Below are 23476 nucleotides of genomic sequence, written 5' to 3' on the forward strand. Positions count from 1 at the left end.
CGCAATGTCTTCGCCTTCTACGGCAGTTTCCTAATTACCCCCGCACCAACCTCACCCGCGTAATCTCCGACGGTGCCCCGAACCGCTTCGGCGGGCCCCAATATCCAGTACCACGGCTGATGTAGATCCACAGCGAGCCATGCCGCACCAGGCCCGCGGTGTAGGGCTGCTGCATCGGCACGAACAGGTTCCACGGCCAGAACTGGCCGCCGTGGGTATGTCCCGACAGCTGCAGGTCGAAACCCGCTTGCGCCGCCGCGGGCGCGGTGCGTGGCTGGTGGGCCAGCAGCACGCGTACGCCGGCATCGGCGGGGGCGCCGGCGATGGCGCGCTGCGGGTCGCTGCGGTGGCTTTCGTGGAAGCGGCCGGCGGAGTAGTCGGTCACGCCGCCCAGCACCAGCGCGTCGCCGTCATGGTGAAGCACCACGTGCTCGTTCATCAGCACGCGCACGCCCAGGCGGCGCAGCTCGTCGATCCACGGCTGTGCGCCGGAATAGTACTCGTGGTTGCCGGTGACGAAGTAAGTGCCATGGCGCGCCTGCAGCCGGGCCAGCGGCGCGGTGTGGGCCGACAGTTCGCGCACGGTGCCGTCGACCAGGTCGCCGGTGATGGCGACGGCGTCCGCTTGCAGGCTGTTGACGCGGTCGACGATGCGGTCGAGGTAAGGCCGCTTGATCGTGGGGCCGACATGGATGTCGCTGATCTGGGCGATGGTGAAGCCGTGCAGCGCATCCGGCAGGCCCTGCACCGGCACGTCGACCTCGACCACGCGCGCCAGGCGGCGCGCATTGACATAACCGGCCAGCGTGACCAGCAAGGCCAGCAGCGGCACTGCCACGGCGCTGCCGGCGGCCAGGCCGGGCGCGCGCCACCCCAGCAGTTGCCCCGCCAGCCAGGCGGCGGCGAGGGCCACGTCGCGTACCAGCGTCAGCACCAGCAGCGATGAGAAGAATCCCATGGCGAGCATGCCGACCCAGGACACCAGGTCCGACCAGGGCTGGCTGACGCGCCGCGCCAGCAGTCCGGCCGGCAGCAGTGCGCAGGATAGCGCCAGCCAGGCTACCCCCAGCGCCTTGACCGCCATCGGTACCGGCATCGCCGGCAGCAGGCGCAGCCCGATATAGCCGTGCAGCAGGGCCGTGACGAACGCAGCGGTCAGGATGGTGGTGCGTGGAGGCATGGGCGTGGGCCGGGGTGGAGTGCCAAGAGATGAGGCCGCGACGCACCGCTTCAAGGGCCGCGGCGGAGGGCGCAGGCGATGCAAGATGCGCACCCGCTGGGCCGGCGCCCGCCTCTGATCTGTCTTTTTTCTGGCGGATCCTGAATGTTTTCAATTCGGATTGTTCGGCTTGAAGGGCTAATTTAGATTCGCGCAATGGGCCGCCTGTTGTGCAGCATCCTGCCCGCGCGTGCCGGCAGCCGGCAGGCGGCGCCCTCCCGGAGAAACCCCATGTCGTTTCGGATAAACCAGACCAGCGCGCTGGTTGCGGCGGCCTGGCTGGCGCTGGCCCCGCTCGCCGCGCAGGCCGCCACGCCGGAGAAGTCGTCGGCGGTGGCCACGGCACCCCTGACCTGGCCGCGCAACTTTGATGCGGCCCCCGACCATATCGAGCTGTACCAGCCCCAGATCGAGACTTGGGACGGCAACCGCCTGTCCGGACGCGCCGCGGTGGCGGTGGGCGACAAGACGGGCGCGCCGACCTACGGCGTGGTCCATTTCTCTGCCACCGGCGATATCGACAAGCCCTCCGGGCTGGTGCAGCTGAGCCGCATCACGGTCGACAGCGTCGAAGTGCCGACGCAGCCCGACGCCGCCGACCGCGTGCGCCAGTCGCTGGTGTCGCGTCTGCCGGCCAACGGGCTGACGGTGCCGCTGGACCAGCTGCAGGCCAGCTACGCGGTGTCGCAGCAAATCGCGAAAGCCGGCCGCGTCGCGGTGCGCAATGACGCGCCGCAGATCCTGTTCGCCACCACGCCGACGCTGCTGGTGCTGGTCGATGGCGAGCCCGCCTGGCGTACCGTGCCGGGGACGTCGTACGAGCGCGCGCTGAACAGCCGCGCGCTGCTGCTGCGCGCGGCTGACGGCGAGCTATGGCTGAAGGCGGCCGGCTACTGGTATCGCTCGGAATCCGCCGGCGGCGCCTGGGAAGTGATGACGACCGTGCCCAAGGCGCTGGAGAGCGCGGCCGGCAAGGAGGCCGCCAGCATGAAGCCCGACACGATGCTGCCCGCCGACGGCAAGCGCCCCGCCCGCGCCCCGGCCATCCTCTTTGCCACCCAGCCGACCGAGCTGGTGGTGACCAGCGGCGCGCCGCAGATGGCGCCGGTCAGCGGCGTCAGCCTGCTGACCATGGCCAACGCCGACCACGCGGTCTTCGTCGATCCGGCCGCCAACCAGTATTACGTGCTGGTCTCGGGGCGCTGGTTCCGCGCGCCGATGCTGACCGGGCCGTGGCAGTACGTGCCGGGCAGCCGGCTGCCGCCCGACTTTGCCCGCATCCCGCCCACCGATCCCAAGGCCAATGTGCTGGTCTCCGTGCCCGGCACGCCGCAGGCGCGCGAGGCCGAGATCGCCGCCACCATCCCGCAGACCGCCACGGTGTCGCGCAGCAAGGCCAGCCTGACCGTGGCGTATGACGGCGCGCCGCGTTTCGTGCCGATCACCAGCACTTCGCTCAGCTACGCGATCAATACCGGCACGCCGGTGATCGAGGTCGATGGCAGCCACTACTACGCGGTGGCCAACGGCGTCTGGTTCACGGCGCCGGCGCCCGCCGGCCCGTGGCAGGTGGCCACCGAGGTGCCGTCGGCGATCTATACCATCCCGCCGACCTCGCCGGTGTACTACGTGACCTACGTGCGTATCTATGCCGTCACGCCGCAGACCGTGGTGGTGGGCTACACGCCCGGCTACATGGGGGTGGTGGTGAGTGCCGACGGCACCGTGGTCTACGGCACGGGCTATGTCTATCCCCCCTACGTGGGCGCGGTCTACTACGGCTATCCGGTTACCTATGGCTACGGCGCCGGCTTCGGCATCGGCCTGGCCGAGGGCTTTGCCTTCGGCTTCGCCGCGGGCGCGTTCTGGGGCGCGGCCGCGCCGTACTGGGGCCCATACTGGTGGGGCGGCCCGTACAACTGGAACTACGTCAACGTGAACCAGGCCAACTTCTACGGGCGCTGGGGCCAGGGTACGGTGACGCACGCGCAGGGCTGGAACGCCTGGACCGGCACGGAGTGGCGCGGCACCGCCGGCGCGGGCTACAACCCCGCCACCGGCGCGCGCTACCAGGGCAGCCGCGGAGCGGCGTTCAATCCGTATTCCGGCAACTATGCGGCGGGACGCCAGGGCTCGTTCGCCAACCCGTCGAGCGGGCGCGAAGGCGCCGCGCGCGGCGGCGTGGCCGGCAACACCTACACCGGCGACTATGCGGCGGGGCGGCAGGCGGCGGGCTATGACGCCCAGACCGGCCGCGTCGGCGCCGCCGAGGCTGGTATCGCCGGCAACACCCAGACCGGCCAGCATGCGGCGGGCAGCCGCGGTTTTGTGGCCAACCCGGACAAGAACAACGCGGTGGTGTGGAACAACGGCAATGTATATGCCGGCCACGACGGCTCCGTGTACCAGCACACCGACAACGGCTGGCAGAAGCACACCCCCGGCGGCTGGGAACCGGTACAGGCCGGCAACGATGTCACCGGCCGGCTGGACCAGCAGCGCCAGGCCCGTGAAGTGGGGCAGCAGCGCTTCAGCGGCATGGCGCAGCAGTGGCAGGGCGCGGGCCGGCTTGGCGGCGGCGGATTCCGCGGCGGAGGCCGGTTCCATGGCGGCTTCCGCCGCTGAGGCGGACTGCCCCTGCGACCCGGCCGCGGCCGTCGAAATGACTAAACACGGGCACAAGAAAGATTGAATAGGCGCGTCCATGAGCGCGCCTTAACCTGCCTGAACAGGCACCGGATCGGGTGGCAGGCGCACTACGTCCGGCATCGGGGGCAGCCATGGTTGCTGACGGAGGAGGTCACGTGAGGACAATGCTCAACGGGTGCGGCGCGGCGGGCCTGCTGGCCCTGTTGCTGGTGGCGGGCTGCGGCAAGGAAAAGCCGGCGGCGGTGGCGCCACCGGCAGCCGAGGTGGGCGTCATCACCGTGGCGCTGCGCGACGTGCCGCTCATCTATGACTTCGTCGGCCAGACCCAGAGTTCGCAGCAGGTGGAGATACGCGCGCGCGTCAATGGCTTTCTGGAGAAGCGGGTCTATACGGAAGGCGCCCTGGTCAAGGCGGGCGAGACCCTGTTCCTGATGGATCCCAAGCCGTTCGAGGCCACGCTGAAGGCGGCCGACGCCGAACTGGCGCAGCAGCAGGCGCGGCTGAACACCGCCCGTGCCGACCTGAACCGCGTGCGCCCGCTGGCGGCGCGCAATGCCCTCAGCCAGCGCGACCTGGATGACGCCACTGGCAAGGAGCAGGAGGCCGCGGCCGCGGTGGAGCAGGCGCGCGCCAATGTGATCAATGCCAAACTGAACCTGAGCTACACCACGATCAAGTCGCCGGTGGCGGGCTTGTCGAGCTTCGCCAAGCGGCAGGTGGGCTCCTATATCGATACCACCAACAGCCTGCTGACTTATGTCGCCAAGCTGGACCCGATGTGGGTCAACTTCAGCCTGTCGGAGAACGAGGTCCTGTCGATCCGCTCATCGGAGAAATCCGGCGCCATCAAGTACCCGGCGCAGGAAGCCTTCGACATCGTCATCGTGCTGGCCGACGGATCGGAGTTTCCGCACCACGGCAGGATTGCCTTTGCCGACGCTTCGTTCAGCCAGGAAACCGGCACCTACCTGGTCCGCGCCGAGGTCGCCAACCCACAGGGCACGCTCAGGCCCGGCCAGTTCGTGCGGGTCAAGGTGCACGGCGCGATGCGCACCCAAGCCATTGCCGTGCCGCAGGAAGCGATCGTGCAAGGCCCGCGCGGCCAGACGGTGTGGGTCATCAGCCCGGACAACAAGGCGCAGCAGCGCGTGGTGGACGTAGGCGAATGGACCGGCAGCAACTGGGTGGTGCGCTCGGGCCTGAAGGCCGGTGAGCGCGTGGCCGTGAGCGGGATCCTGCGCCTGATGCCGGATGCGCCGGTCAAGGCCGTGCCGGTGGCTCAGGCGGCCGCGCATGGCCCGGCCAGCGGCGCAGAGGCAGTTGCGGCGCCGGCCGCCTCCGGCGCCGCCGCGCCGAGGGCAGCCGGCACCACCGGGGGCAAGCCATGAAGCTTGCCCATTTCTTTATCGACCGGCCGATCTTCGCATCGGTACTGTCCATCATCATCACGGTGGGCGGGCTGGTGGCGCTGACCAAGCTGCCGATCGCCCAGTTCCCGGATATCACGCCCCCGTCCATCACGGTCACGACCCGATACCCCGGGGCCAGTGCCGAGGTGGTGGCGCAGAACGTGGCCGCGCCGATCGAGCAGCAGGTCAACGGCGCCGACCGCATGATGTACATGAACTCGACCAGTTCATCGACCGGCGACCTGACGCTGACCACCTATTTCGAGATCGGCACCGACCCCGAGCTCGCGCAGGTGGACGTGCAGAACCGCGTCAACCTGGCGCTGCCGACGCTGCCCGATGCGGTGACGGCGCAGGGCGTCTCGGTGCAGAAGCGGTCGTCGGCGTTCATGATGGTGATTGCCATCTATTCACCCGACAACAGCTACAACCAGACCTTCGTCGGCAACTACGCCAACATCTACGTGCTGGATGCGCTCAAGCGCATTCCCGGCGCCAACCAGTCGTCGATCTTTGGCAGCCCGGACTACGCCATGCGCATCTGGCTGCGGCCGGACCGGATGGCGTCGCTGGGCATCACCACCGAGGACGTCAAGAACGCGGTCGCCAACCAGAACCAGCAGTTCTCCGCGGGGCGCATCGGCCAGTCGCCGACCACCGGGCCGGTGCAGCAGACCTTCCCGATCGCCACCAAGGGCCGCATGACCGAGCCGGCCGAGTTCGACAACATGATCCTGCGCGCTCAGTCCGGCGACGCCGCGCTGGTGCGCCTGAAGGACATCGGCCGCGCCGAGCTCGGGTCCAAGGACTACTCGCTGCGCAGCCGCTACAACGGCAAGACCGCCACCCTGCTGGCGGTGTACCAGCAGCCGGGGGCCAATGCGCTGGATGTGGCCAAGCAGGTGAAGTCCACGCTGGCGGAGCTGAAGAAGAGCTTCCCGCCGGGGTTGGAGTACGAGGTTGCGCTCGACACCACCGAGTTCGTGCAGGAGTCGATCGACGAGGTGGTGCACACGCTGCGCGACGCGGTGATCCTGGTGATCCTGGTGGTGTTCCTGTTCCTGCAGAGCCTGCGCGCCACGCTGGTGCCGATCCTGGCCGTGCCCGTGTCGATCATCGGCGCCTTCGTCGGCATGAGCGCGTTCGGCTTCTCGGTCAACATGCTGACCTTGTTCGGCATGGTGCTTGCCATCGGCATCGTGGTCGACGACGCGATCGTGGTGATCGAGAACGTCGAGCGCAACATGACCGAGTTCAACCTGCCGCCCAAGGAGGCGGCCAAGAAGGCGATGGACGAGGTCAGCGGCCCGGTGGTCGCGATCGTGCTGGTGCTGCTGGCGGTGTTCATCCCGGTGGCGTTCCTGTCGGGCATCACCGGGCAGCTGTACAAGCAGTTCGCCATCACCATCGCGGTGTCGGTGGTGCTATCCGGCGTGGTCGCGCTGACGCTGTCGCCGGCGATGGCGGCGATCCTGCTCAAGCCCGGCCAGCACAAGAAGAACCGCTTCTTCACCTGGTTCAACAATTCCTTCGACCGCCTCGTGGCCGGCTATGACAAGTCGCTGCAGATCGTGATCCGGCGCACCGTGATGTCGATCGCCATCATCCTGGCGATGGTGGCGGTCAGCGTGGTCATGTTCATGCGCATCCCGACCTCGTTCCTGCCGGTGGAGGATCAGGGCTACTTGTTCGGCGCGGTGGTGATGCCGGACGCCGCCAGCCTGGACCGGACCCAGACCTTGTCTGGCCGCGCGGAGACTTGGTTCGCCAAGCAGCCCGGCGTCTCGTCGGTGGCGTCGGTCGATGGCTACAGCCTGATCGATTCCCAGAACAAGGCCAATGCCGGCACGCTGTTCGTCACGCTCAAGGGCTTCCATGAGCGGGGTGCCGGCCAGACGGCGATGGAACTGATGCAGAAGGCCCGCCAGGAGTTCTCCCGCTACCAGGACGGCGTCGTGATCCCGCTGAATCCACCGTCGATCCCGGGCCTGGGCACCACCGGCGGCTTCGAGTTCTGGCTGCAGAGCACGGCAGACGGGACTTACCAGCAGCTCGAGCAGAAGGTCCATGAGTTCATCGCCAAGGCCCGCCATCGGCCGGAACTGAGCGGCGTGAACTCAACCATCAATTCGCGCTCGCGCCAGTTCCTGGTCGAAGTCGACCGGGAGCGCTCCGAAACCCAGGGCGTGCCGGTCGAGAACGTCTATTCGGCGCTGCAGACCATGTTCGGCTCGCTCTACGTGAGCCAGTTCCCGAAGAACAGCCGCTTGTTCCAGGTGATCCTGCAGGCCGAGCCGGAGTTTCGCTCGCGGCCGGAAGACCTCGACAAGGTCTACGTGCGCAACCACAACGGCGATATGGTGCCGATCAAGGCGGTGACCACCACCAAGTATGTGCCGGGCGCGGACATCGTCACGCGCTTCAACAATTTCCCGGCCGCCAAGGTCATGGGCGATTCCGCGCCCGGCTACAGTTCCGGCGAAGCCATCAAGGCCATGGAGGAGGTAGCGCAGGAGGTGCTGGGGCCGGGCTACGCCTACGCCTGGAGCGGCCAGGCCTACGAAGAAAAGACCGCCGGCTCCACCGCAGTCTACGTCTTCGCCTTTGCCTTGCTGATGGTGTTCCTGATCCTGGCGGCGCAGTACGAGAAGTGGTCGCTGCCGCTCGGCGTGCTGCTGGCCGTGCCGTTCGCACTGTTCGGCGCGCTGCTGGGCATCCTGATGCGCGGCATGGAGAACGACGTCTACTTCCAGATCGGCCTGACGGTGCTGATTGCGCTGGCGGCGAAGAACGCGATCCTGATCTTCGAGTTCGCGGTGGAAATGCGCGAGAAGGAAGGGCTGAGCGCGTATGACGCGGCCATCCACGCGTCCAAGCTGCGGCTGCGGCCGATCATCATGACCTCGCTGGCCTTTATCCTGGGCTGCGTGCCGCTGGCCATTGCCAGCGGCGCCTCGGCGGCGAGCCGGCAGTCGCTCGGCACCGGCGTGATCGGCGGCATGCTCGGGGCGACGGTGATCGCGCTGTTCTTTATCCCGATGTTCTTCTGGGGGCTGGAGCGCCTGTCAGAACGCAAGCCCAAGGCGGCAGCCAGGGCCGGCGATTCGCCGCAGCCGCCCGCCACGCCGCCGGCCGGAGAAACGCTATGAGTGCACGTGCGTGGATGCTGGCGGCCTGCGCGGTGGCAACGCTTGGCGGCTGCGCGATCGGCCCCAACTACCAGCGCCCGCAGACCCCGGACGTGGCGCAGTACCGCCTCGACACCGGCGCGCTGGCGATTGCCGCCGACAGCGACTGGTGGAACCAGTTCAACGATCCGGCGCTGAATGCGCTGGTCGATGCCGCGCTGGCCGGCAACTACGACGTGCGCATCGCCGCGGCGCGGATCGATGAGTTCCGTGGCCAGCTGATGGTGGCGCGCTCGGGCTTCTTCCCGCAGTTGAACCTGTCCGCGGCCGCCGCGCGCCAGAGCATCGGCAGGCTGAGCGGCACGCAGTTCGCCTCGGGCACCGTCACCGGCAATTCCTACCAGCTTCTCGCCAACGCCAGCTGGGAGCTCGACCTGTGGGGCCGCATCCGCCGCCAGGCCGAAGCGGCCGAGGCCAGCCTGTGGAATGCCGAGTACGCGCGACGCGGCGTGGTGCTGTCGCTGGCCGCTTCCGTGGTGCAGGGGTATGCCACGCTGCGCGGGCTCGATGCGCAGCTCGACGTCGCGCAGCAGACGCTGGCGTCGCGCGCAAGCGGGCTGGATATCTTCCGCCAGCGCTATGAAGGCGGTGTGATCTCGCAACTCGAACTGGCCCAGGCGGAGAACGACTACTACGTGGCCGAGGGCTCGATCCCGCCGCTGCGTACTGCGATCGCGCAGACGGAAAACGCATTGTCGGTGCTGCTGGGCCGGCCGCCGGGCCCGATCGAGCGCGGCAAGCCCATCGGCGAACTGCAGGCGCCGCCAGTCGGTGCCGACCTGCCGGCGGCCTTGCTGTCGCGCCGGCCGGATGTGCTGCAGGCCGAGCAGACCGCTATCGCCGCCAATGCGCAACTGGGCGCGGCGCAGGCGCTTTATCTGCCGGCGGTCAACCTGAGCGGCCTGTTCGGCGCCGTGGCGGCGTCGCCCGCCGCGCTGTGGGATAGCGCGTCGCGGGTGTGGGCCTTCGGCGCGGGGCTGACCCAGCCAATCTTCCAGGGCGGCGCCATCCGCGGGCAGGTGCAGAGCGCGTCCGCGCAGCGCGAGCAGGCCATGCTCGCTTACCAGGGCACGGTATTGGCGGCGCTGGCGGATGTGAACAGCGCGCTGGCCAACGGCGTCGAAACCCGCACGCGGCTGGGCAGCCTGCGCCGGCAGGAACAGAGCCTGTTCATCTATGCCGACCAGGCCTTTGCCCGGTATGAGGGCGGCTATTCCAGCTACCTGGAGGTCACCAATGCGCGCGAGAAGCTGTTCGACGCCCAACTGGCGGCGATCCAGGGACAGGTGGACGTGCTGACCGGCACCGCGGCGCTGTACAAGTCGCTGGGCGGTGGCTGGCCGGCGGTGCCGGAACCGGTCCGGGGCGCGGGCATGCAGGGCGATGCGCCGGTGCTAACGCGCTGACCATTCGCCCTGCCGCACGCCCAGCGCCGTCACCACGCCATACGCCGTGATTCCCAGCGCCACCCCAAGGAAGTGCCCGTCCAACCCCATCCCGAACACATTGGCCAATAACCAGCCGCCACCCGCGGCCAGCGCGATCCGGCACAGCCCGGCCGCCACCGGCCAGCGCATCCGGCCCGCGCCCATCGAGGCGAAGTACAGCGCCATGCCCAAGCCGAAGCCGCCGAATGCCGGCCCCACCCATGACAGCGCACGCGCGGCGATGGCGATCACTTCCTGGTCATGGGTGAACAGGCTGGCAAAGCGCACCGGCGCCATGCCGACGGCGGCGCCCGCGGTGCCGGCGATGGCCAGCGCCAGCAGTGCGCCCACCCAGGCCGTGCGCCGCGCCGTATGCCAGTCGCCGGCGCCCACGGCGCGGCCGACCAGCGCCGTCAGCGCCGAGCCCACGCCGAAGGCCAGCGGAATCATCAGGAATTCCAGCCGCGCCGAGATGCCGTAGGCCGCCACTGCGGCGGTGCCATGGTGGCGCAGCTGCGCGGTGACCAGGATGGTGGTCAGGTTGGCGACCGAGGCCAGTGCGCACGCCACCAGCCCCACCGACAGGATGCGCGCGAACAGCGGCCACGACAGCCGCACCCGCAGCACCGGCACGAAGCCCGCGCCGCCGCGCGCGACCACGATCGCCATCGCCAGCGCCGCGCCCCACGACACCGCCGCCAGCGCCGCGCCGATGCCGGCCAGGCCCATGCCGGCGGGCTCCGCCAGCAGCCACGACAGCGCCGGGAACGCGATCCACATCAGCGCCAGCACGCGCGCCGCCAGTGCATGGCGGCCGCCGCCGCGCAGCACCGACGCCAGCGTGTTGGCCAGCCAGGCCGGGATCGCGCCGGCGCCGAACAGCCAGATCGCATAAGTGGCGGCCGCTTCGGCGGCGGTAGCGCCGGCCACCGCGCCCAGCACCGCGCGCGGGAACCCGGCCAGCGCCACGGCAAACGCCAGCCCCGCGATCACGGCGATCCACAGCGCATGCATCACCAGCGCCGAGGCATCGTCACGCTTGTTGGCGCCCAGCGCGCGCGCGATGGCCGCGACCACGCCGCCGCCCATGGCCCCGGCCGACATCTGCTGCAGCAGCAGCGCAAACGGCAGCACCACGGCCCAGCCGGCCAGCGCCGCGGTGCCCTGGCGCGCCGCCAGCCAGGTTTCGATCAGCTGTGCCACCGCCTGCAGCAGGGCAATCAGCGCGGTGGGCCCGGCCAGCTTGCCGATGCGGCGGGCGATTTCCGTGGCCGGCACCGCATCGGCGGGGAGCGTGCCGGCGGGCAATGCGCGCGTGTCAGTCATGGCCGGTCTCCTGCCCGCCCGCCGCGACCGCGGCGGCCCCGGCGTCGCCGAAGCGTTGGCGCAGGAAGCGGCCCGCGCCCGGGCCCGGCAACACACGCACGTCGTCCAGCGTGATCGCGCTGCCATCGGCGCGGGTCAATGCCGGCTCGGCAATCTCGGTGCCGGTGCGGCGGTCCTGCAGCAGCGTCAGCGGTCCCTTGTCGTCGGTCATCCAGCGGTCGGCCCAGGCTTTTAGCGCCACGTAGGCGGGGAAGAAGTCGCGGCCCTTGTCGGTCAGCTGGTAGACATGGCGCGCGCCGCCCTCGGGCATGATGCGCGCCAGCAGCCCGTGCGCCACCAGCGTCTTCAGGCGCGCGCTCAGGATATTGGGGGCGATGCCCAGGTTGCGCTCGAACTCGTCGAAGCGGGTGCTGCCGTAGAAGGCCTCGCGCAGCACGAGGATGGCCCAGCGTTCGCCCAGTACGGCCATCGAGCGGGCCACGGGACAGGGCATCGCGGTGAAATCGGTAGGGGGCATGGGTCTCCGCCGTTGTGTGCTGCTTGCTTTCAGTTTGCAAGCTGGCTGCAGCATAGCTTGCAAATCGAAAGTTTGCAGGCGCGGCCCTTCCTGACCTGGCAAAAGCGTGCGTTCACCGGCCGGCGGTGCCGGCTACTTCACCGCGTCGCGAAAAACCTCGAGCTTCTCCAGTGCCTCGCGCAGGAAGCCGATCAGCGCGCGCGTGGCCATCGACGGATGCAGGTTGGGCGTGGTGATGATGAACAGCTTGTTGCCCAGCCCCTCCGGGCGCCAGTCCGGCAGTACCGGCACCAGGTGGCCGCCCGCACCTCTTCCCAGCCGATATAGACCGGCAGCATGCCGATGCCATGGCCTTCACGCACGGCGCGCGCCAGGAACAGAAAGTGTTCGGACTGCAGCGTGGGCGTCAGTGCCACGTCCACGCGCTGGCCGTCGCGGTACAGCGACAGCGGGAACTGTCGCGGTGGGAACGGCGGGCACAGGAAGCTGCAGCCGGCCAGATCCGGCGGCACGCGCACCGGCGCAATGCTGGCGAGATACTGCGGCGATGCATACAGTTGCCAGCGGATATCGCAGATCTCTCGCGCCACGTGGTCCAGCGGGGGCGTCGAGGTGACCTTCAGCGCCACGTCGATCTCGGCCGCGATCAGGTCGTTGACGCGATTGGCAAAGAACACTCGCAGCGTGATGCCGGGATGCTTTTGCGCGAACTGCAGCAGCAGCGGCGCGATATAGGCGTCACCCAGCCCGGTAGGCACGCTTACGCGCACATGGCCGCGCAGGGTCTTGCCCAGGCTGTCGATTTCGGCCTGCGCCGAGGCCACTTCCTGCAGGATGCGCACGCCGTGCTGGTACAGCGCATGGCCGGGCTCGGTCAGCTCGAGCCGGCGCGTGGTCCGGCGCAGCAACTGCGCGCCTGCCTGGTGTTCCAGCTCGCGCAGTTGGCGGCTGACCTGCGACCGCGTGACGCCGCGCCGGCGCCCGGCTTCGGCAAGGTTGCCGGCATCGACGATGTCGACGAAGGCCTGGATCAGGTTGAGGTCCATCGGGATTGTCTGCAGCATTGTCACGTCTGGCGCAACATTGTGATTCCACCCGGCCTGATTGTCGATGCGTGGCTACGCCGATACAGTGGTCGGCTGACAAAACCCAAGCTTGGAGACAGCGGATGGCCACGGACCTTTGGTATCAAGACATGCACCGCAGCGGCGAGGATTTGCTGGCGCGCGGCGCCCGCCTGGCCGGCGGCCTGCGCGCGCTCGGCGTGCAGGAGGGCGAGGTGATCGCGGTACTGCTGCGCAACGACCCGGTGTACGCCGACGTGGTCCATGCCTGCCGCATCGCCGGCTGCTACTACTGTCCCATCAACTGGCACTTCACCGCGGACGAAGTCCGCTTCCTGCTGAGCGACAGCGGCGCCAGGGTGCTGCTGGTGCAGGACGACCTGCTGCCCGCGGTGCGCGACGCGGTCCCGGCCGGCATGCCGGTGCTGTCGGTGGGCGGTCCTGCCGCGGGCGCGACTGAATATGAAGCGTGGCTCGCGCAGCAGCCCGCCTATGACGGCCCGCGCGTGGCGCCGCGCGGCCATATGGCATATACGTCGGGCACCACCGGCCGGCCCAAGGGCGTGCTGCGCCAGGCGCTGCCGCTGGACGGGCTCGAGGAACAGCTGGAGCGCATGCGTTCGGTGGTGCGGCAGACTTACGGGCTGGAGCCGGGCTGCCGCGCGCTGATGTCGGCGCCGCTGTACCACAGTGCGCCGGGCTCGTTTATCCAGAACGCGCTGCAGATGGCCGAGCGCCTGGTGCTGACGCCGCGCTTCGACGCCGAGCAGGTGCTGGCGCTGGTGGAGCAGCACCGCATCGACGTGCTCTACCTGGTGCCGATCATGTATGTGCGCCTGCTCAAGCTGCCGCCCGAGGTGCGCGCCAGATACGACCTGTCCTCCATCCGCTTCGTCGCCTCGACCGGGTCGCCGTGCGCGCCCGAGGTCAAGCGCGCGATGCTGGAGTGGCTGGGTCCGGTGATCCATGAAACCTACGCCTCCAGCGAAGCCGGCATGATCACCGTGGCCACCCCGGCCGACGCCGCCGCGCGCCCGGGCACCGCCGGCAGGCCGGTCGACGACGCGCAGCTGCGCATCCTCGACGAACAAGGCCGCCAGTGCGCGCCGGGCGAAATCGGCCTGGTCTACGTGCGCCAGCCCGCTTACCCTGACTTCACCTACCGCAACAATGAGGCCGCGCGCGCCGCCATCGACCGCGACGGGCTGGTGACGCTGGGCGACATGGGCTATGTCGACGCCGACGGCTACCTGTTCATCTGCGACCGCGCCTCTGACATGGTGATTTCCGGCGGCGTCAACATCTATCCGGCGGAGATCGAGCATGAGCTGGTGCGCTACCCCGGCGTGGCCGACTGCGTGGTGTTCGGCATTCCCGACGCGGAATACGGCGAGCGCCTGCTGGCCATGGTGCAGCCCATGCCGGGCGCCGAGATCCGCGAGGCCGAGGTGATCGACTGGCTGCGCGAGCGGCTGTCCGGCTTCAAGGTGCCGCGCAGCATCGTGGTCGAGGCGCAATTGCCGCGCGATGAAACCGGCAAGCTGGCCAAGCGCCGGCTGCGCGACCGATACTGGGAAGGCCGCCAGCGCCGCGTCTGAGTGCACCGGCGGGACTGCACGAAGCACAAGCCGATAACGACAGGAGGAGACGAGATGCGGAACAAACCGACCAAGACCACCGGACGCAAGCCACGGCGCGCCTGGCTCGCCACGATCGCGGCCGGCGCAGGATTTGCCCTGGCAATCTGGAGCGGCGCCGCGCAGGCGGCCTATCCCGACCGCCCGCTCAAGCTGGTGGTGCCCTACACGCCGGGCGGCTCGACCGACCAGTTCGGCCGCGCGCTGGCCGATGGCATGTCGCGCCAGCTCGGCCAGACCGTGGTGGTGGAAAACCGCCCCGGCGCGGCCACCATGATCGGCACCACCAGCGTGGCGCGCGCGCCGGCCGACGGCTACACCATGGTGCTGGCGACCAATGGCAGCATGGTGCTCAACCCGATGCTGTACAAGAAGATCCAGTACGATCCGCCCAAGGATTTCCGCATCTTCAGCATTGGCGCCGAGGCGCCGCTGGTAGTGGTCACCAACACCCGCGTGCCGGCCGGCAATATCCGCGAGTTCGCGGCCTACGCCAAGGCCGAGGGCGGCAAGCTCAACTACGCCTCGGTGGGCCTGGGCAACGCGCTGCAGCTGGCCACCGAGATGCTCAAGACCGAACTGGGCATCGGCGTCACGCACGTGCCCTACAACGGCAGCGCGCCTGCGCTGGCGGCGCTGCTGGCCAACGACGTGCAGCTGATGGTCGATGTGGTCAGCACCTCGCTGCCGCATATCAAGGCGGGCAAGCTCAAGGCGCTTGCGGTCACCGGGCGCAGCCGGCTCGAGGTGCTGCCGAACGTGCCGACCGTGGCCGAGAGCGGCTATCCCAACTTCCAGGCCGCGACCTGGTTCGGCCTGGCCGTGCCCGCGCAGACGCCGCCCGAAGCGGTGGCCAGGCTGCAGGCCGCCGCCGACCACGTGCTGAAGGACCCGCAGTTCCGCGCCACTTTCAGCGCCCTCGGGCTGCTGGTGCAGCCACCGCGCACGCAGGCAGAGATCGACCGCTATCTCGAGGCTGACCGCGCGCACTGGGGCAAGGTGATCAAGGCGAACAACATCTCGCTGGACTGACGCGTCGGCCGGGCGCGCAGGGACCGGTGGGCGATGGGCGTATAGTTTCAGCTCATCAAGGCGGCGGGGCGCGCTCCCGCCGGATGCCTGCGCCCGCTCCCAGCCATGACCGATCGCGACTCCCACGATCCCAAGCCTGCCTCGTCCTCGTCCGCCGCACCGGGCGATAGCCCGGACTCCCAGGCGCAGCCCGACACCGGCGCGCCGCCCCCCGATCCCCGCCTGCTGAACCAGATCAGCCGCCGCGCGCGCGTGGCGGCGTGGCGCAAGTCGCGCCAGGCCGGGCGCATCTCGCGCACCACGCTGCGCTATGCCGTGTTCATGTTCGGCGCCGGCTGCGTCGGGCTGTTCTCGCTGGTGTTCGCGTGGATCGCCGAGGTCGCGCTGCACTGGAACCGCCAGCTGACCCAGGCCACGCCGTGGCTGGCGTTCGTGATGCTGCCGTTCGGGCTGGCCGCGCTGCGCTGGCTGACCATCCGGCTGGCGCCCCAGGCGCGCGGCAGCGGCATTCCGCAGGTGATCGCGGCGGTCACCTTGCCGCCGTCGGGCCCGGCACAGACGCTGCTGGTGTCGTTGCGCCAGTCGATGTGGAAGGTGGTGCTGACTGCCGCGGCGCTGCTGGCGGGTGCCTCGGTCGGGCGCGAGGGCCCGTCGGTGCAGGTGGGTGCGGCGGCGATGCTGGCCTGGGGCCGCTGGTGCCAGGAGAAGCTGCGCTTTCGCATCGGCTTTCATCCCAATGCGCTGATCGCGGCCGGCGCGGCCGGCGGGCTGGCGGCGGCGTTCAATACGCCGCTGGCCGGGGTGGTGTTCGCCATCGAGGAACTGGGTCGCGGCACCGCGGTGCGCTGGGACCGCCTGGTGCTGTCGGGCGTGCTCACCGCCGGTTTCCTGTCGCTGGCGGTGCTGGGCAACAACCCGTATTTCGTGGTCAAGGTGCCGATGCTCGGGCTGCATGAGGCCTGGGGTCCGGTGCTGCTGTGCGCGGTCGTCACCGGCGTGCTGGGCGGCGTGTTCGCCAAGGCGCTCAAGGGCGGGGTGCCGGCGCTGCTGCCGGCGGCGTGGCGCGACTGGCCGGGGCGGCATCCGGTGTGGACCGCGTTTGGCTGCGGGCTGGTGGTGGCGCTGCTCGGCTGGGCCACTGCGGGCGCAACCTTCGGCACCGGCTATGAGCAGGCCGCGGCGCTGATCAATGGCGAATCGCATGCCACGCTGTGGTTCGGCCTGGCCAAGCTGGTGGCGACCGTGGTGTCGTACTTCGCCGGCATCCCGGGCGGGATTTTCACGCCAGCGCTCGCGATCGGCGCGGGCATCGGCGAGAACGTCGCGCATTTCGTCAGCGGCATGGCCGAGCCGCGCGTGCTGGCGCTGGTGTCGATGGCGGCGTTCCTGGCCGCAGCCACGCAGGCGCCAATCACCGCCAGCGTGATCGTGATGGAAATGACGCGCACGCAGGACCTGACGGTGTTCCTGCTGGCGGCGTCTTTGCTGGCATCGTTCATCTCGCGGCAGTTCTCGCCGCACCCGTTCTACCACCAGGTCGGCCACACCTTCCGGCGCGAGGCCCTGGCGCTGACGCGCAAGGCGCCGGCGGGGTAATGCCGGCGCGGGGCGCAAGTGACGGCGGCGCCGGTGCCATCGGGTAAGCTAGCGCACGCCCCCTTGTCGCCCCTTGCCGTGCGCGCCGCAAGTGAATCGTCCGCCACGATCTCGCGCCGTGCAGGAACAACCCGGCGGGGGCGGGCTCCAACCCGGAGCCTTTCACCAGGAGTCCCGTCTTGAAATTCCCCGTTGCCGGGCTGGCGCTTGCCGGCCTGCTGGGCGCCGCCGGCGCCAATGCCGCCCCTGCTGCGGCTGCCGCTTCCCCCGTCTCCGCACCGGCCGCCAGGCCGGTGGCCACGGCCGAAAACAGCGCGCTGGCGCCGCTGCTGGCCATGCTGGAAATCGGCAACCCGCTGCCGGCGCTGCCCGACTGCGCCGACAAGCGCTCGCCCGACGGCCGCGATGTCACGGGCTATTGCGTCGAACTGAAGGGCGATGGCCTGATGCGCCAGGTTGGCGTGCCGCGGGCGCAGCGCCCGGCGTTCATGGATGGCCCCTATGTGGTGGCCTTTGTCGACCGCAATGCGCTGGTCGGCCTGGTGGTGCCGACCGCCGGCGCCAACTCGCAGCAGGCCGCGGCCGACAGCATCAGCGCGCTGTACGGCAAGCCCTTCCGCCAGGAGCAGGAAGACATGCGGGACAAGGCCGGCAAGACCGTCAAGACGCTGCATGCCGGCTGGACGCAGCGGCCGCTGACGGTGGAGTTGTACGCGATGCCGGAAGACCCCAGCACCGGCACCATCGAGATGCTGCTGCCGCAGGCGCGCGCGCTGATGGCGGACAAGGACGCCGAGGTCGACAAGCAGCTCAATCCGGCCTCGGCGCCGGCGGCCAAGGGCAAGACCGCCGCGGCCAAGCCCGCGCCGAAGGCACCGGCCAAGCCGGAAAAGCCAGGCAGCTGGTAACGGCACAGGCAGGCGGCGCTCCGCTCGCCTGCGCCGCCGGCTGCCTCACAGTCCTTCCATCACCTTGTCCAGCCCCCGCACCACGCCGCGCACGGTGTGCACCTTGCGGATCGCCAGCAGCGCGCCGGCAACATAGGGCTTGGAGCCGTCGCCGGCCTCATGCTTCAGGTGCAGGCGCTGGCCGTCGGCGCCGAAGATCACTTCCACGCCCAGCTGGTAGCCCGGCAGCCGCACGGCGTGCACCTGCGTGCCCGACATGGTCGCGCCGCGGGTCTCCTTCGGGCCGTTGACCTGGTCGACCGGCACCGCCTGCGCGGCGGCCTTGACCTGGCCGAGCCGGTACGCCAGCTCGCGCACCGTGCCGGAGGGGACGTCGATCTTGCCGGCCTTGGCGTAGTCGATGATCTCCCAGTGTTCCAGGTGGCGCGCCGCCATCTCGGCAAACTTCTGCAGCAGCACCACGGTGATAGCGAAATTGCCGCAGGCGAGCACGCCGCGCTCGGCCTGGCGCGCGGCCGCGTCGATCTCGGCATAGTCGTCGTCGGTCAGCCCGGAGGTGCCGACCACCACGTGCGCGCCGTGCGCCAGCGCCTGCAGGATGTTGTGCTTGGCGATGCCGGGCTTGGTGTATTCGACGTAGACGTCGTACGGCGTCTGGCCCAGCGCTTCGATGCTGGCGGCGGCCACGCCCGGGGTATCGGCATGGCCGGTCAGCTGCGCCAGGGTCTGGCCGGCGGCGCCGCGCGACAAGCCCGCCACCAGGGCCATGTCGGCCGCATGGGCCACGCCGCGCGCCAGTTCGCCGCCGGCCCAGCCGGTCACGCCGCCCACGGCGACACGGATCGGGTTGCTCATGTTCTGTTTCTCCGCAATGGCTGATGGGTCTGGCAGCATACCGCGTCAGCCGGCGGCGCGCCGGCGGTCGAGCTTGCGCGCCAGCACGATCGAGGTGGTGGTGTGGTTGACACCGTCGAGCATGCCGATCTCGTCGAGCAGCCGGTCGAGCCGGTCATGCGTGTCGCAGCGGATCGCCACCAGGTAGTCGACCGGGCCGCTGACGGAATTGACCTCTTCGATCTCGGGCAGCCGCTGCAGCGCGCGCAGGATCGCGGGCGCGGCCTTGGGCTGCACCGACAGGCCGCAATAGGCCAGGATGGCATTGTCTTCCATGCGCTGGCCCAGCCGCACGCCGTAGCCGGCGATCACGCCGCTGCGCTCCAGCCGCGCGATGCGCGCCACCACCGTGGTGCGCGCGATCCCCAGGTGCCGGGCCAGGTTGGCGGCGCTTTCACGGGCGTTGGCCTGCAGCAGCGACAGCAGGTGGCGGTCGGTGGTGTCGAGTTCGGTCATTGCGTCGGGATGTCTCGTCGTTTCGTTCGATTATGGCGGTTTTTCGTCGTTCTTGTGCCTTCATTGTGTCGGCCGGGCTATCCATACTCCAGTCAACCGAATCCTTTTCTTCTTGTGGACGGAGACACCATGCAAGCCTCGAACCTGGGCCGGCAGGCCCCGCGCGACCTGCCCAAGGCGGCCCGCCCGCTGCACGTGACGGTGCTTGGCGCCGGCAAGATCGGCCGCACCATCGCGGCGATGCTGCACGACAGCGGCGACTACCGCGTCAGCGTGGTCGACCATGACGGGCGCCGCCTCGATGGCCTGCCGCGCGGCGTGCTGGCGCGCGCCGGCGATCCCACCGAGCCCGGCACCTGCGCCGCGCTGCTTGCCGGCGCCGACGCCGTGCTCAACGCGCTGCCGTTCCATGCCGCGATCAGCGTGGCCTCGGTGGCGGCGCGCCTGGGCGTGCATTACTTCGACCTGACTGAGGACGTCGCCGCCACCCAGGCCATCCGCCAGCTGGCGCAGGGCGCGCGCTCGGTGCTGATGCCGCAATGCGGACTGGCGCCAGGATTTATCGGCGTGGTCGGCCACGATCTCGCGCAGCGTTTCCTGCGCGGCGGCGGCGAGCTGCTGGACCTGCAGATGCGCGTAGGGGCGCTGCCGCGCTATCCCAGCAATGCGCTCAAGTACAACCTGACCTGGAGCACCGAGGGACTGATCAACGAATACTGCAACCCGTGCGAGGCCATCGTCGACGGCCGGCGCGTCGAACTGACGGCGCTGGAAGGGCTGGAGAGTTTTGCGCTGGACGGCATCGAATATGAAGCCTTTAATACATCGGGCGGGCTCGGCACGCTGCCCGAGACGCTGGCCGGGCGCGCGCGCCATGTCGACTACAAGTCGATCCGCTATCCCGGCCACTGCGCGCTGATGAAACTGCTGCTCAACGACCTGCGCCTGCGCGAACGCCGCGACTGGCTGCGCGATATCTTCGATCGCGCCATTCCGGTGACCCAGCAGGACGTGGTGATCGTGTTCGCCACCGCCACCGGCTACCCGGCCGGGGGCGAACGCGGGCGCGGGCCGCTGACGCAGGCTTCGTTCTCGGCGCGCATCGGCGGCGTGGACGGTGAGGGCGGCCATGTCAATGCGATCCAGCTGACCACTGCCGCGGGCATCTGCACCGCGCTCGACATGGTGGCCACCGGCGCGTTGCCGCAGGCCGGCTTCGTGCGGCAGGAGTCGATGCCGCTCGATGCCTTCCTGGCCAACCGCTTCGGCCGCCACTACACGCAGCATCCGCTCCAGGAGAGTCTCGTATGAAAGCGCAAGAGTTTGCCGCCTGCTGGGATTCGCTGGGCCTGCCGCGGCCATGGCGCGAGGGCACGCCTGCCGGTGCCGTGACGGTGCGCTCGCCGGTCGACGGCGAGGCCATCGGCCACCTGCCGGCCTGCACGCCGGCGCAGGCCGACGCGCTGATCGCGCGCGCCCACGCTGCGCAGAGCACCTGGGCGCTGCTGCCGGCGCCGGCGCGCGGCGAGATCGTGCGGCGCTTCGGCGAGGTGCTGCGCGAACACAAGACGGCGCTGGGCCGGCTGGTGTCGCTCGAATCCGGCAAGATCCTGCAGGAAGGGCTGGGCGAGGTGCAGGAGATGATCGACATCTGCGACTTCGCGGTCGGCCTGTCGCGCCAGCTGCACGGGCTGACCATCGCCTCCGAGCGCCCGCAGCACGCGATGCGCGAGACCTGGCATCCGTACGGATTATGCGGGGTGATTTCGGCGTTCAACTTCCCGGTGGCGGTGTGGGCGTGGAACGCGGCGCTGGCGCTGGTGTGCGGCAACGGCGTGATCTGGAAACCGTCGGAGAAGGTGTCGCTGTGCGCGCTCGCCGCGCACGGCCTGCTGGAGCGCGTGCTGGCCGCGGCGGCGCCTCAGCACAGTGGCATCTCGGCGGTGCTGCCGGGCGGACGCAACCTGGGCAGCCACCTGGTCGAGCACCCCGCGGTGCGGCTGGTCAGCGCCACCGGCTCGACCCGCATGGGCCGCGAGGTCGGCATCGCCTGCGCCGGGCACTTCAAGCGCTGCATCCTGGAGCTGGGCGGCAACAACGCCGCCATCGTCGCGCCCTCGGCCGATATCGAGCTGGCGGTGCGCGCCATCACCTTTGCCGCGGCCGGCACCGCGGGTCAGCGCTGCACCACGCTGCGCCGCTGCTTTATCCATGCCGACCTGATGGACACCATGGCGAGCCGGCTGATCACGGTGTTCGACCGGCTGCCGGTCGGCGATCCGCTGGCGGACGGCACGCTGGTGGGCCCGCTGATCGACAGCGCCGCCGGCGACGCCATGGCCAACGCGCTGGCGGCGTGCCGGGCGCAGGGCAATATCGTCACCGGCGGCGAGCGCCTGCTGGCCGACCGCTATCCGCATGCCTGCTACGTGCGGCCCGCGCTGGTGATGACCGACGCGCAGCACGACACCATGCTGACCGAGACTTTCGCGCCAATCCTTTACCTGATGCCGTACACCTCGCTGGACGAGGCCATCGCGCTGAACAATGCCGCCGCGCATGGGCTATCGTCGTGCATCTTCACCGAATCGATGCGCGAGGCCGAGCGCTTCCTGTCGTCGGCGGGCAGCGACTGCGGCATCGCCAATGTCAATATCGGCACCAGCGGCGCGGAAATCGGCGGCGCCTTCGGCGGCGAGAAGGCGACCGGCGGCGGCCGCGAGTCAGGCTCGGATGCGTGGAAGGGCTATATGCGCCGCGCCACCAATACCATCAACTACGGTGATTCGCTGCCGCTGGCACAAGGTATCCGCTTCGAAATCTGAGGTCTCTCCTTGCGCAGGCGGCATCGCGCGTAGGGAACGGTAACAAGCGTTACACGGCTTTGACGCCGTATTACGTGTTCTGCCCGTATAACGTCAGCAAGGCAGGCACATGCCCGTTGCGACCCCAAGGATGAAATGATGAGAATGCTGACGATTGGACTGGCTGCCGGTGCGGCATCGGTGACCCTGCTGGGCGGCTGCGCCGTCTATCCCACGCCCGCCGGCCCGGCGGTCGGTCCGGCGCCGGTGTACGTGGCGCCCGCGCCGGTGGTGGTGGCGCCGCGTCCGTACTACTACGGCGGGTACGGGTACTATGGCCGCGGCTATCGCCGCTGGTAATCGATCCCGGTAACCCGGGCGGCCGGACTCAGTTCCCGGCCGCGTCGCTGGCGCGGGCGTTCAGCCCGCCCCAGCTTGGCGCGAGGGTCTGCCCGATCTGCGGCAGGTCCACCAGGTCCAGCACGCGCCCGACCGTATGGTCGACCAGTTCGGCAATGCTCTGCGGCTTCTGGTAGAAGCCTGGCACCGGCGGGAACACGATCCCGCCCATTTCCGTCACCGCCGTCATGTTGCGCAGGTGCGCAAGGTTCAACGGCGTTTCCCGCACCAGCAGCACCAGCTTGCGGCGCTCTTTGAGCGTGACGTCGGCGGCGCGCGTGATCAGGTTGTCCGAGAAACCATGGGCGATCGCCGCCAGCGTGCGCATCGAGCAGGGTGCCACCACCATGGCCTGCGCGCGGAATGAACCGCTGGCGATGGTGGCGCCGATGTCGCGCACGTTGTGCACCACGCTGGCCAGCGCTTCGACCTCGGCGCGGCCGATGTCCAGCTCGTGCTGCAGGTTCATCACGCCGGCCGGCGAAATCAGCAGGTGGGTTTCCACCGCGGGCGCCGCGCGCAGCACCTGCAGCAGGCGCACGCCGTAGATGGCCCCGGTGGCGCCGGTGATGGCGACGATCAGCCGTTGCGGTGTGCCGCCAGCCCCGGACATGGCGCAGCTCAGCCCTTCAGCAGGGTTTGCAGTTCGCCGTTCTGGTACATCTCCATCATGATGTCCGAGCCGCCGATGAACTCGCCGTTCACGTAGAGCTGCGGAATGGTCGGCCAGTTGGCGTATTCCTTGATGCCCTGGCGGATGCCTTCGTCGTCCAGCACGTTGACCGTGGTCGGCGCATCGACGCCGCAGGCCTTCAGGATCTGGATGGCGCGGCCCGAGAAACCGCACATCGGAAATTGCGCGGTGCCCTTCATGAACAGGACTACCGGGTTGCCCTTGACGATCTGGTCGATCTGTTGCTGCACGTCGCTCATGGTTTGCTTTTCAGTGGG

At 69.5% G+C, this 23476-nt stretch carries 18 protein-coding genes and 1 pseudogene; 11 read left to right on the forward strand and 8 right to left on the reverse strand.

Annotated elements, in window-relative coordinates:
- Window positions 1–34 precede the first annotated feature (34 nt).
- Entirely contained in the window at window positions 35–1180 is a 1146-nt protein-coding gene (locus MKD50_RS22005; RefSeq protein WP_115681263.1) for a metallophosphoesterase, read from the reverse strand.
- A 270-nt stretch (window positions 1181–1450) separates the two neighbouring features.
- On the opposite strand from MKD50_RS22005, the gene MKD50_RS22010 reads away from it, so the two are divergent.
- The 4 genes from MKD50_RS22010 (at window position 1451) to MKD50_RS22025 (ending at window position 9871) form a co-directional block, all read left to right on the forward strand.
- Entirely contained in the window at window positions 1451–3844 is a 2394-nt protein-coding gene (locus MKD50_RS22010) for a carbohydrate-binding family V/XII (RefSeq protein WP_252668641.1), read from the forward strand.
- Window positions 3845–4032: 188 nt separating this feature from the next.
- Window positions 4033–5256, forward strand: a complete 1224-nt coding sequence (locus MKD50_RS22015) for an efflux RND transporter periplasmic adaptor subunit (protein ID WP_252668688.1) — start codon at window positions 4033–4035, stop codon at window positions 5254–5256.
- Window positions 5253–8426, forward strand: a complete 3174-nt coding sequence (locus MKD50_RS22020; protein ID WP_115705046.1) for an efflux RND transporter permease subunit — start codon at window positions 5253–5255, stop codon at window positions 8424–8426. Before MKD50_RS22015 ends, MKD50_RS22020 begins: the two co-directional genes overlap by 4 nt.
- Complete coding sequence (locus MKD50_RS22025) at window positions 8423–9871, forward strand: efflux transporter outer membrane subunit (protein ID WP_252668643.1); 1449 nt, start codon at window positions 8423–8425, stop codon at window positions 9869–9871. Before MKD50_RS22020 ends, MKD50_RS22025 begins: the two co-directional genes overlap by 4 nt.
- On the opposite strand, the gene MKD50_RS22030 is transcribed toward MKD50_RS22025, so the two are convergent.
- The 3 genes and pseudogenes from MKD50_RS22030 to MKD50_RS22040 all read right to left on the reverse strand — a co-directional run bounded on the left by MKD50_RS22030 (window position 9860) and on the right by MKD50_RS22040 (window position 12781).
- Complete coding sequence (locus MKD50_RS22030) at window positions 9860–11218, reverse strand: MATE family efflux transporter (protein ID WP_252668645.1); 1359 nt, start codon at window positions 11216–11218, stop codon at window positions 9860–9862. The genes MKD50_RS22025 and MKD50_RS22030 overlap by 12 nt on opposite strands.
- Complete coding sequence (locus tag MKD50_RS22035) at window positions 11211–11735, reverse strand: winged helix-turn-helix transcriptional regulator (protein WP_115705040.1); 525 nt, start codon at window positions 11733–11735, stop codon at window positions 11211–11213. The genes MKD50_RS22030 and MKD50_RS22035 overlap by 8 nt, the downstream gene beginning before the upstream one ends.
- Before the next feature lie 132 nt (window positions 11736–11867).
- Window positions 11868–12781 (reverse strand): annotated as a pseudogene (locus MKD50_RS22040) (LysR family transcriptional regulator).
- Between the two features lie 122 nt (window positions 12782–12903).
- Between MKD50_RS22040 and MKD50_RS22045 the strand changes: the two are divergent.
- The 4 genes from MKD50_RS22045 to MKD50_RS22060 all read left to right on the forward strand — a co-directional run bounded on the left by MKD50_RS22045 (window position 12904) and on the right by MKD50_RS22060 (window position 17972).
- A complete protein-coding gene (locus MKD50_RS22045; RefSeq protein WP_252668647.1) occupies window positions 12904–14397 on the forward strand; it encodes an acyl-CoA synthetase in 1494 nt (497 codons plus the stop codon).
- 54 nt (window positions 14398–14451) lie between these two features.
- The gene (locus MKD50_RS22050; RefSeq protein ID WP_115705034.1) at window positions 14452–15468 is read left to right on the forward strand and encodes a Bug family tripartite tricarboxylate transporter substrate binding protein; all 1017 of its coding nucleotides are present in this window, start codon (window positions 14452–14454) and stop codon (window positions 15466–15468) included.
- Window positions 15469–15573: 105 nt separating this feature from the next.
- Window positions 15574–17064: a chloride channel protein gene (locus tag MKD50_RS22055; protein ID WP_115705032.1), complete on the forward strand. Its 1491-nt coding sequence runs from the start codon at window positions 15574–15576 to the stop codon at window positions 17062–17064.
- A 179-nt stretch (window positions 17065–17243) separates the two neighbouring features.
- Window positions 17244–17972, forward strand: a complete 729-nt coding sequence (locus tag MKD50_RS22060) for a hypothetical protein (RefSeq protein ID WP_252668649.1) — start codon at window positions 17244–17246, stop codon at window positions 17970–17972.
- A gap of 45 nt (window positions 17973–18017) precedes the next feature.
- Here the strand turns inward: MKD50_RS22060 and dapB are convergent, their stop codons facing one another.
- On the reverse strand, window positions 18018–18827 hold the full coding sequence (gene dapB, locus MKD50_RS22065; protein ID WP_115711005.1) for a 4-hydroxy-tetrahydrodipicolinate reductase: 810 nt from the start codon (window positions 18825–18827) through the stop codon (window positions 18018–18020).
- Between the two features lie 45 nt (window positions 18828–18872).
- Window positions 18873–19322, reverse strand: coding sequence for an Lrp/AsnC family transcriptional regulator (locus tag MKD50_RS22070; RefSeq protein ID WP_010809873.1), 450 nt, complete (start codon window positions 19320–19322; stop codon window positions 18873–18875).
- 129 nt (window positions 19323–19451) lie between these two features.
- Here MKD50_RS22070 and MKD50_RS22075 point away from each other — a divergent pair, with 129 nt between their 5' ends.
- From MKD50_RS22075 to MKD50_RS22085, 3 genes are all read left to right on the forward strand, one after another.
- Window positions 19452–20633, forward strand: a complete 1182-nt coding sequence (locus tag MKD50_RS22075) for a saccharopine dehydrogenase family protein (protein WP_115705024.1) — start codon at window positions 19452–19454, stop codon at window positions 20631–20633.
- On the forward strand, window positions 20630–22147 hold the full coding sequence (gene amaB, locus MKD50_RS22080) for an L-piperidine-6-carboxylate dehydrogenase (protein ID WP_252668651.1): 1518 nt from the start codon (window positions 20630–20632) through the stop codon (window positions 22145–22147). Before MKD50_RS22075 ends, amaB begins: the two co-directional genes overlap by 4 nt.
- 144 nt (window positions 22148–22291) lie before the next feature.
- A complete protein-coding gene (locus MKD50_RS22085) occupies window positions 22292–22486 on the forward strand; it encodes a hypothetical protein (RefSeq protein ID WP_112776756.1) in 195 nt (64 codons plus the stop codon).
- A gap of 28 nt (window positions 22487–22514) precedes the next feature.
- Here MKD50_RS22085 and MKD50_RS22090 read toward each other — a convergent pair whose 3' ends face one another.
- Complete coding sequence (locus tag MKD50_RS22090) at window positions 22515–23138, reverse strand: UbiX family flavin prenyltransferase (RefSeq protein ID WP_252668653.1); 624 nt, start codon at window positions 23136–23138, stop codon at window positions 22515–22517.
- Between the two features lie 8 nt (window positions 23139–23146).
- On the reverse strand, window positions 23147–23458 hold the full coding sequence (gene grxD, locus MKD50_RS22095; protein ID WP_012354019.1) for a Grx4 family monothiol glutaredoxin: 312 nt from the start codon (window positions 23456–23458) through the stop codon (window positions 23147–23149).
- Between the last annotated feature and the right edge of the window lie 18 nt (window positions 23459–23476).

The sequence above is a fragment of the Cupriavidus mimosae genome, assembly GCF_023952485.1.
Classification (GTDB): Bacteria; Pseudomonadota; Gammaproteobacteria; order Burkholderiales; family Burkholderiaceae; genus Cupriavidus; species Cupriavidus taiwanensis_C.

Excerpts from the sequence above, each read along its gene's own strand:
- MKD50_RS22075 (WP_115705024.1), top strand. The coding sequence starts at position 19,452 with ATGCAAGCCTCGAACCTGGGCCGGCAGGCCCCGCGCGACCTGCCCAAG.
- amaB (WP_252668651.1), top strand. The coding sequence starts at position 20,630 with ATGAAAGCGCAAGAGTTTGCCGCCTGCTGGGATTCGCTGGGCCTGCCG.
- grxD (WP_012354019.1), bottom strand. The coding sequence starts at position 23,458 with ATGAGCGACGTGCAGCAACAGATCGACCAGATCGTCAAGGGCAACCCG.
- MKD50_RS22045 (WP_252668647.1), top strand. The coding sequence starts at position 12,904 with ATGGCCACGGACCTTTGGTATCAAGACATGCACCGCAGCGGCGAGGAT.
- MKD50_RS22010 (WP_252668641.1), top strand. The coding sequence starts at position 1,451 with ATGTCGTTTCGGATAAACCAGACCAGCGCGCTGGTTGCGGCGGCCTGG.
- MKD50_RS22020 (WP_115705046.1), top strand. The coding sequence starts at position 5,253 with ATGAAGCTTGCCCATTTCTTTATCGACCGGCCGATCTTCGCATCGGTA.
- MKD50_RS22050 (WP_115705034.1), top strand. The coding sequence starts at position 14,452 with ATGCGGAACAAACCGACCAAGACCACCGGACGCAAGCCACGGCGCGCC.
- MKD50_RS22055 (WP_115705032.1), top strand. The coding sequence starts at position 15,574 with ATGACCGATCGCGACTCCCACGATCCCAAGCCTGCCTCGTCCTCGTCC.
- MKD50_RS22030 (WP_252668645.1), bottom strand. The coding sequence starts at position 11,218 with ATGACTGACACGCGCGCATTGCCCGCCGGCACGCTCCCCGCCGATGCG.
- MKD50_RS22025 (WP_252668643.1), top strand. The coding sequence starts at position 8,423 with ATGAGTGCACGTGCGTGGATGCTGGCGGCCTGCGCGGTGGCAACGCTT.
- MKD50_RS22085 (WP_112776756.1), top strand. The coding sequence starts at position 22,292 with ATGCTGACGATTGGACTGGCTGCCGGTGCGGCATCGGTGACCCTGCTG.
- MKD50_RS22005 (WP_115681263.1), bottom strand. The coding sequence starts at position 1,180 with ATGCCTCCACGCACCACCATCCTGACCGCTGCGTTCGTCACGGCCCTG.
- MKD50_RS22035 (WP_115705040.1), bottom strand. The coding sequence starts at position 11,735 with ATGCCCCCTACCGATTTCACCGCGATGCCCTGTCCCGTGGCCCGCTCG.
- dapB (WP_115711005.1), bottom strand. The coding sequence starts at position 18,827 with ATGAGCAACCCGATCCGTGTCGCCGTGGGCGGCGTGACCGGCTGGGCC.
- MKD50_RS22070 (WP_010809873.1), bottom strand. The coding sequence starts at position 19,322 with ATGACCGAACTCGACACCACCGACCGCCACCTGCTGTCGCTGCTGCAG.
- MKD50_RS22015 (WP_252668688.1), top strand. The coding sequence starts at position 4,033 with ATGCTCAACGGGTGCGGCGCGGCGGGCCTGCTGGCCCTGTTGCTGGTG.
- MKD50_RS22090 (WP_252668653.1), bottom strand. The coding sequence starts at position 23,138 with ATGTCCGGGGCTGGCGGCACACCGCAACGGCTGATCGTCGCCATCACC.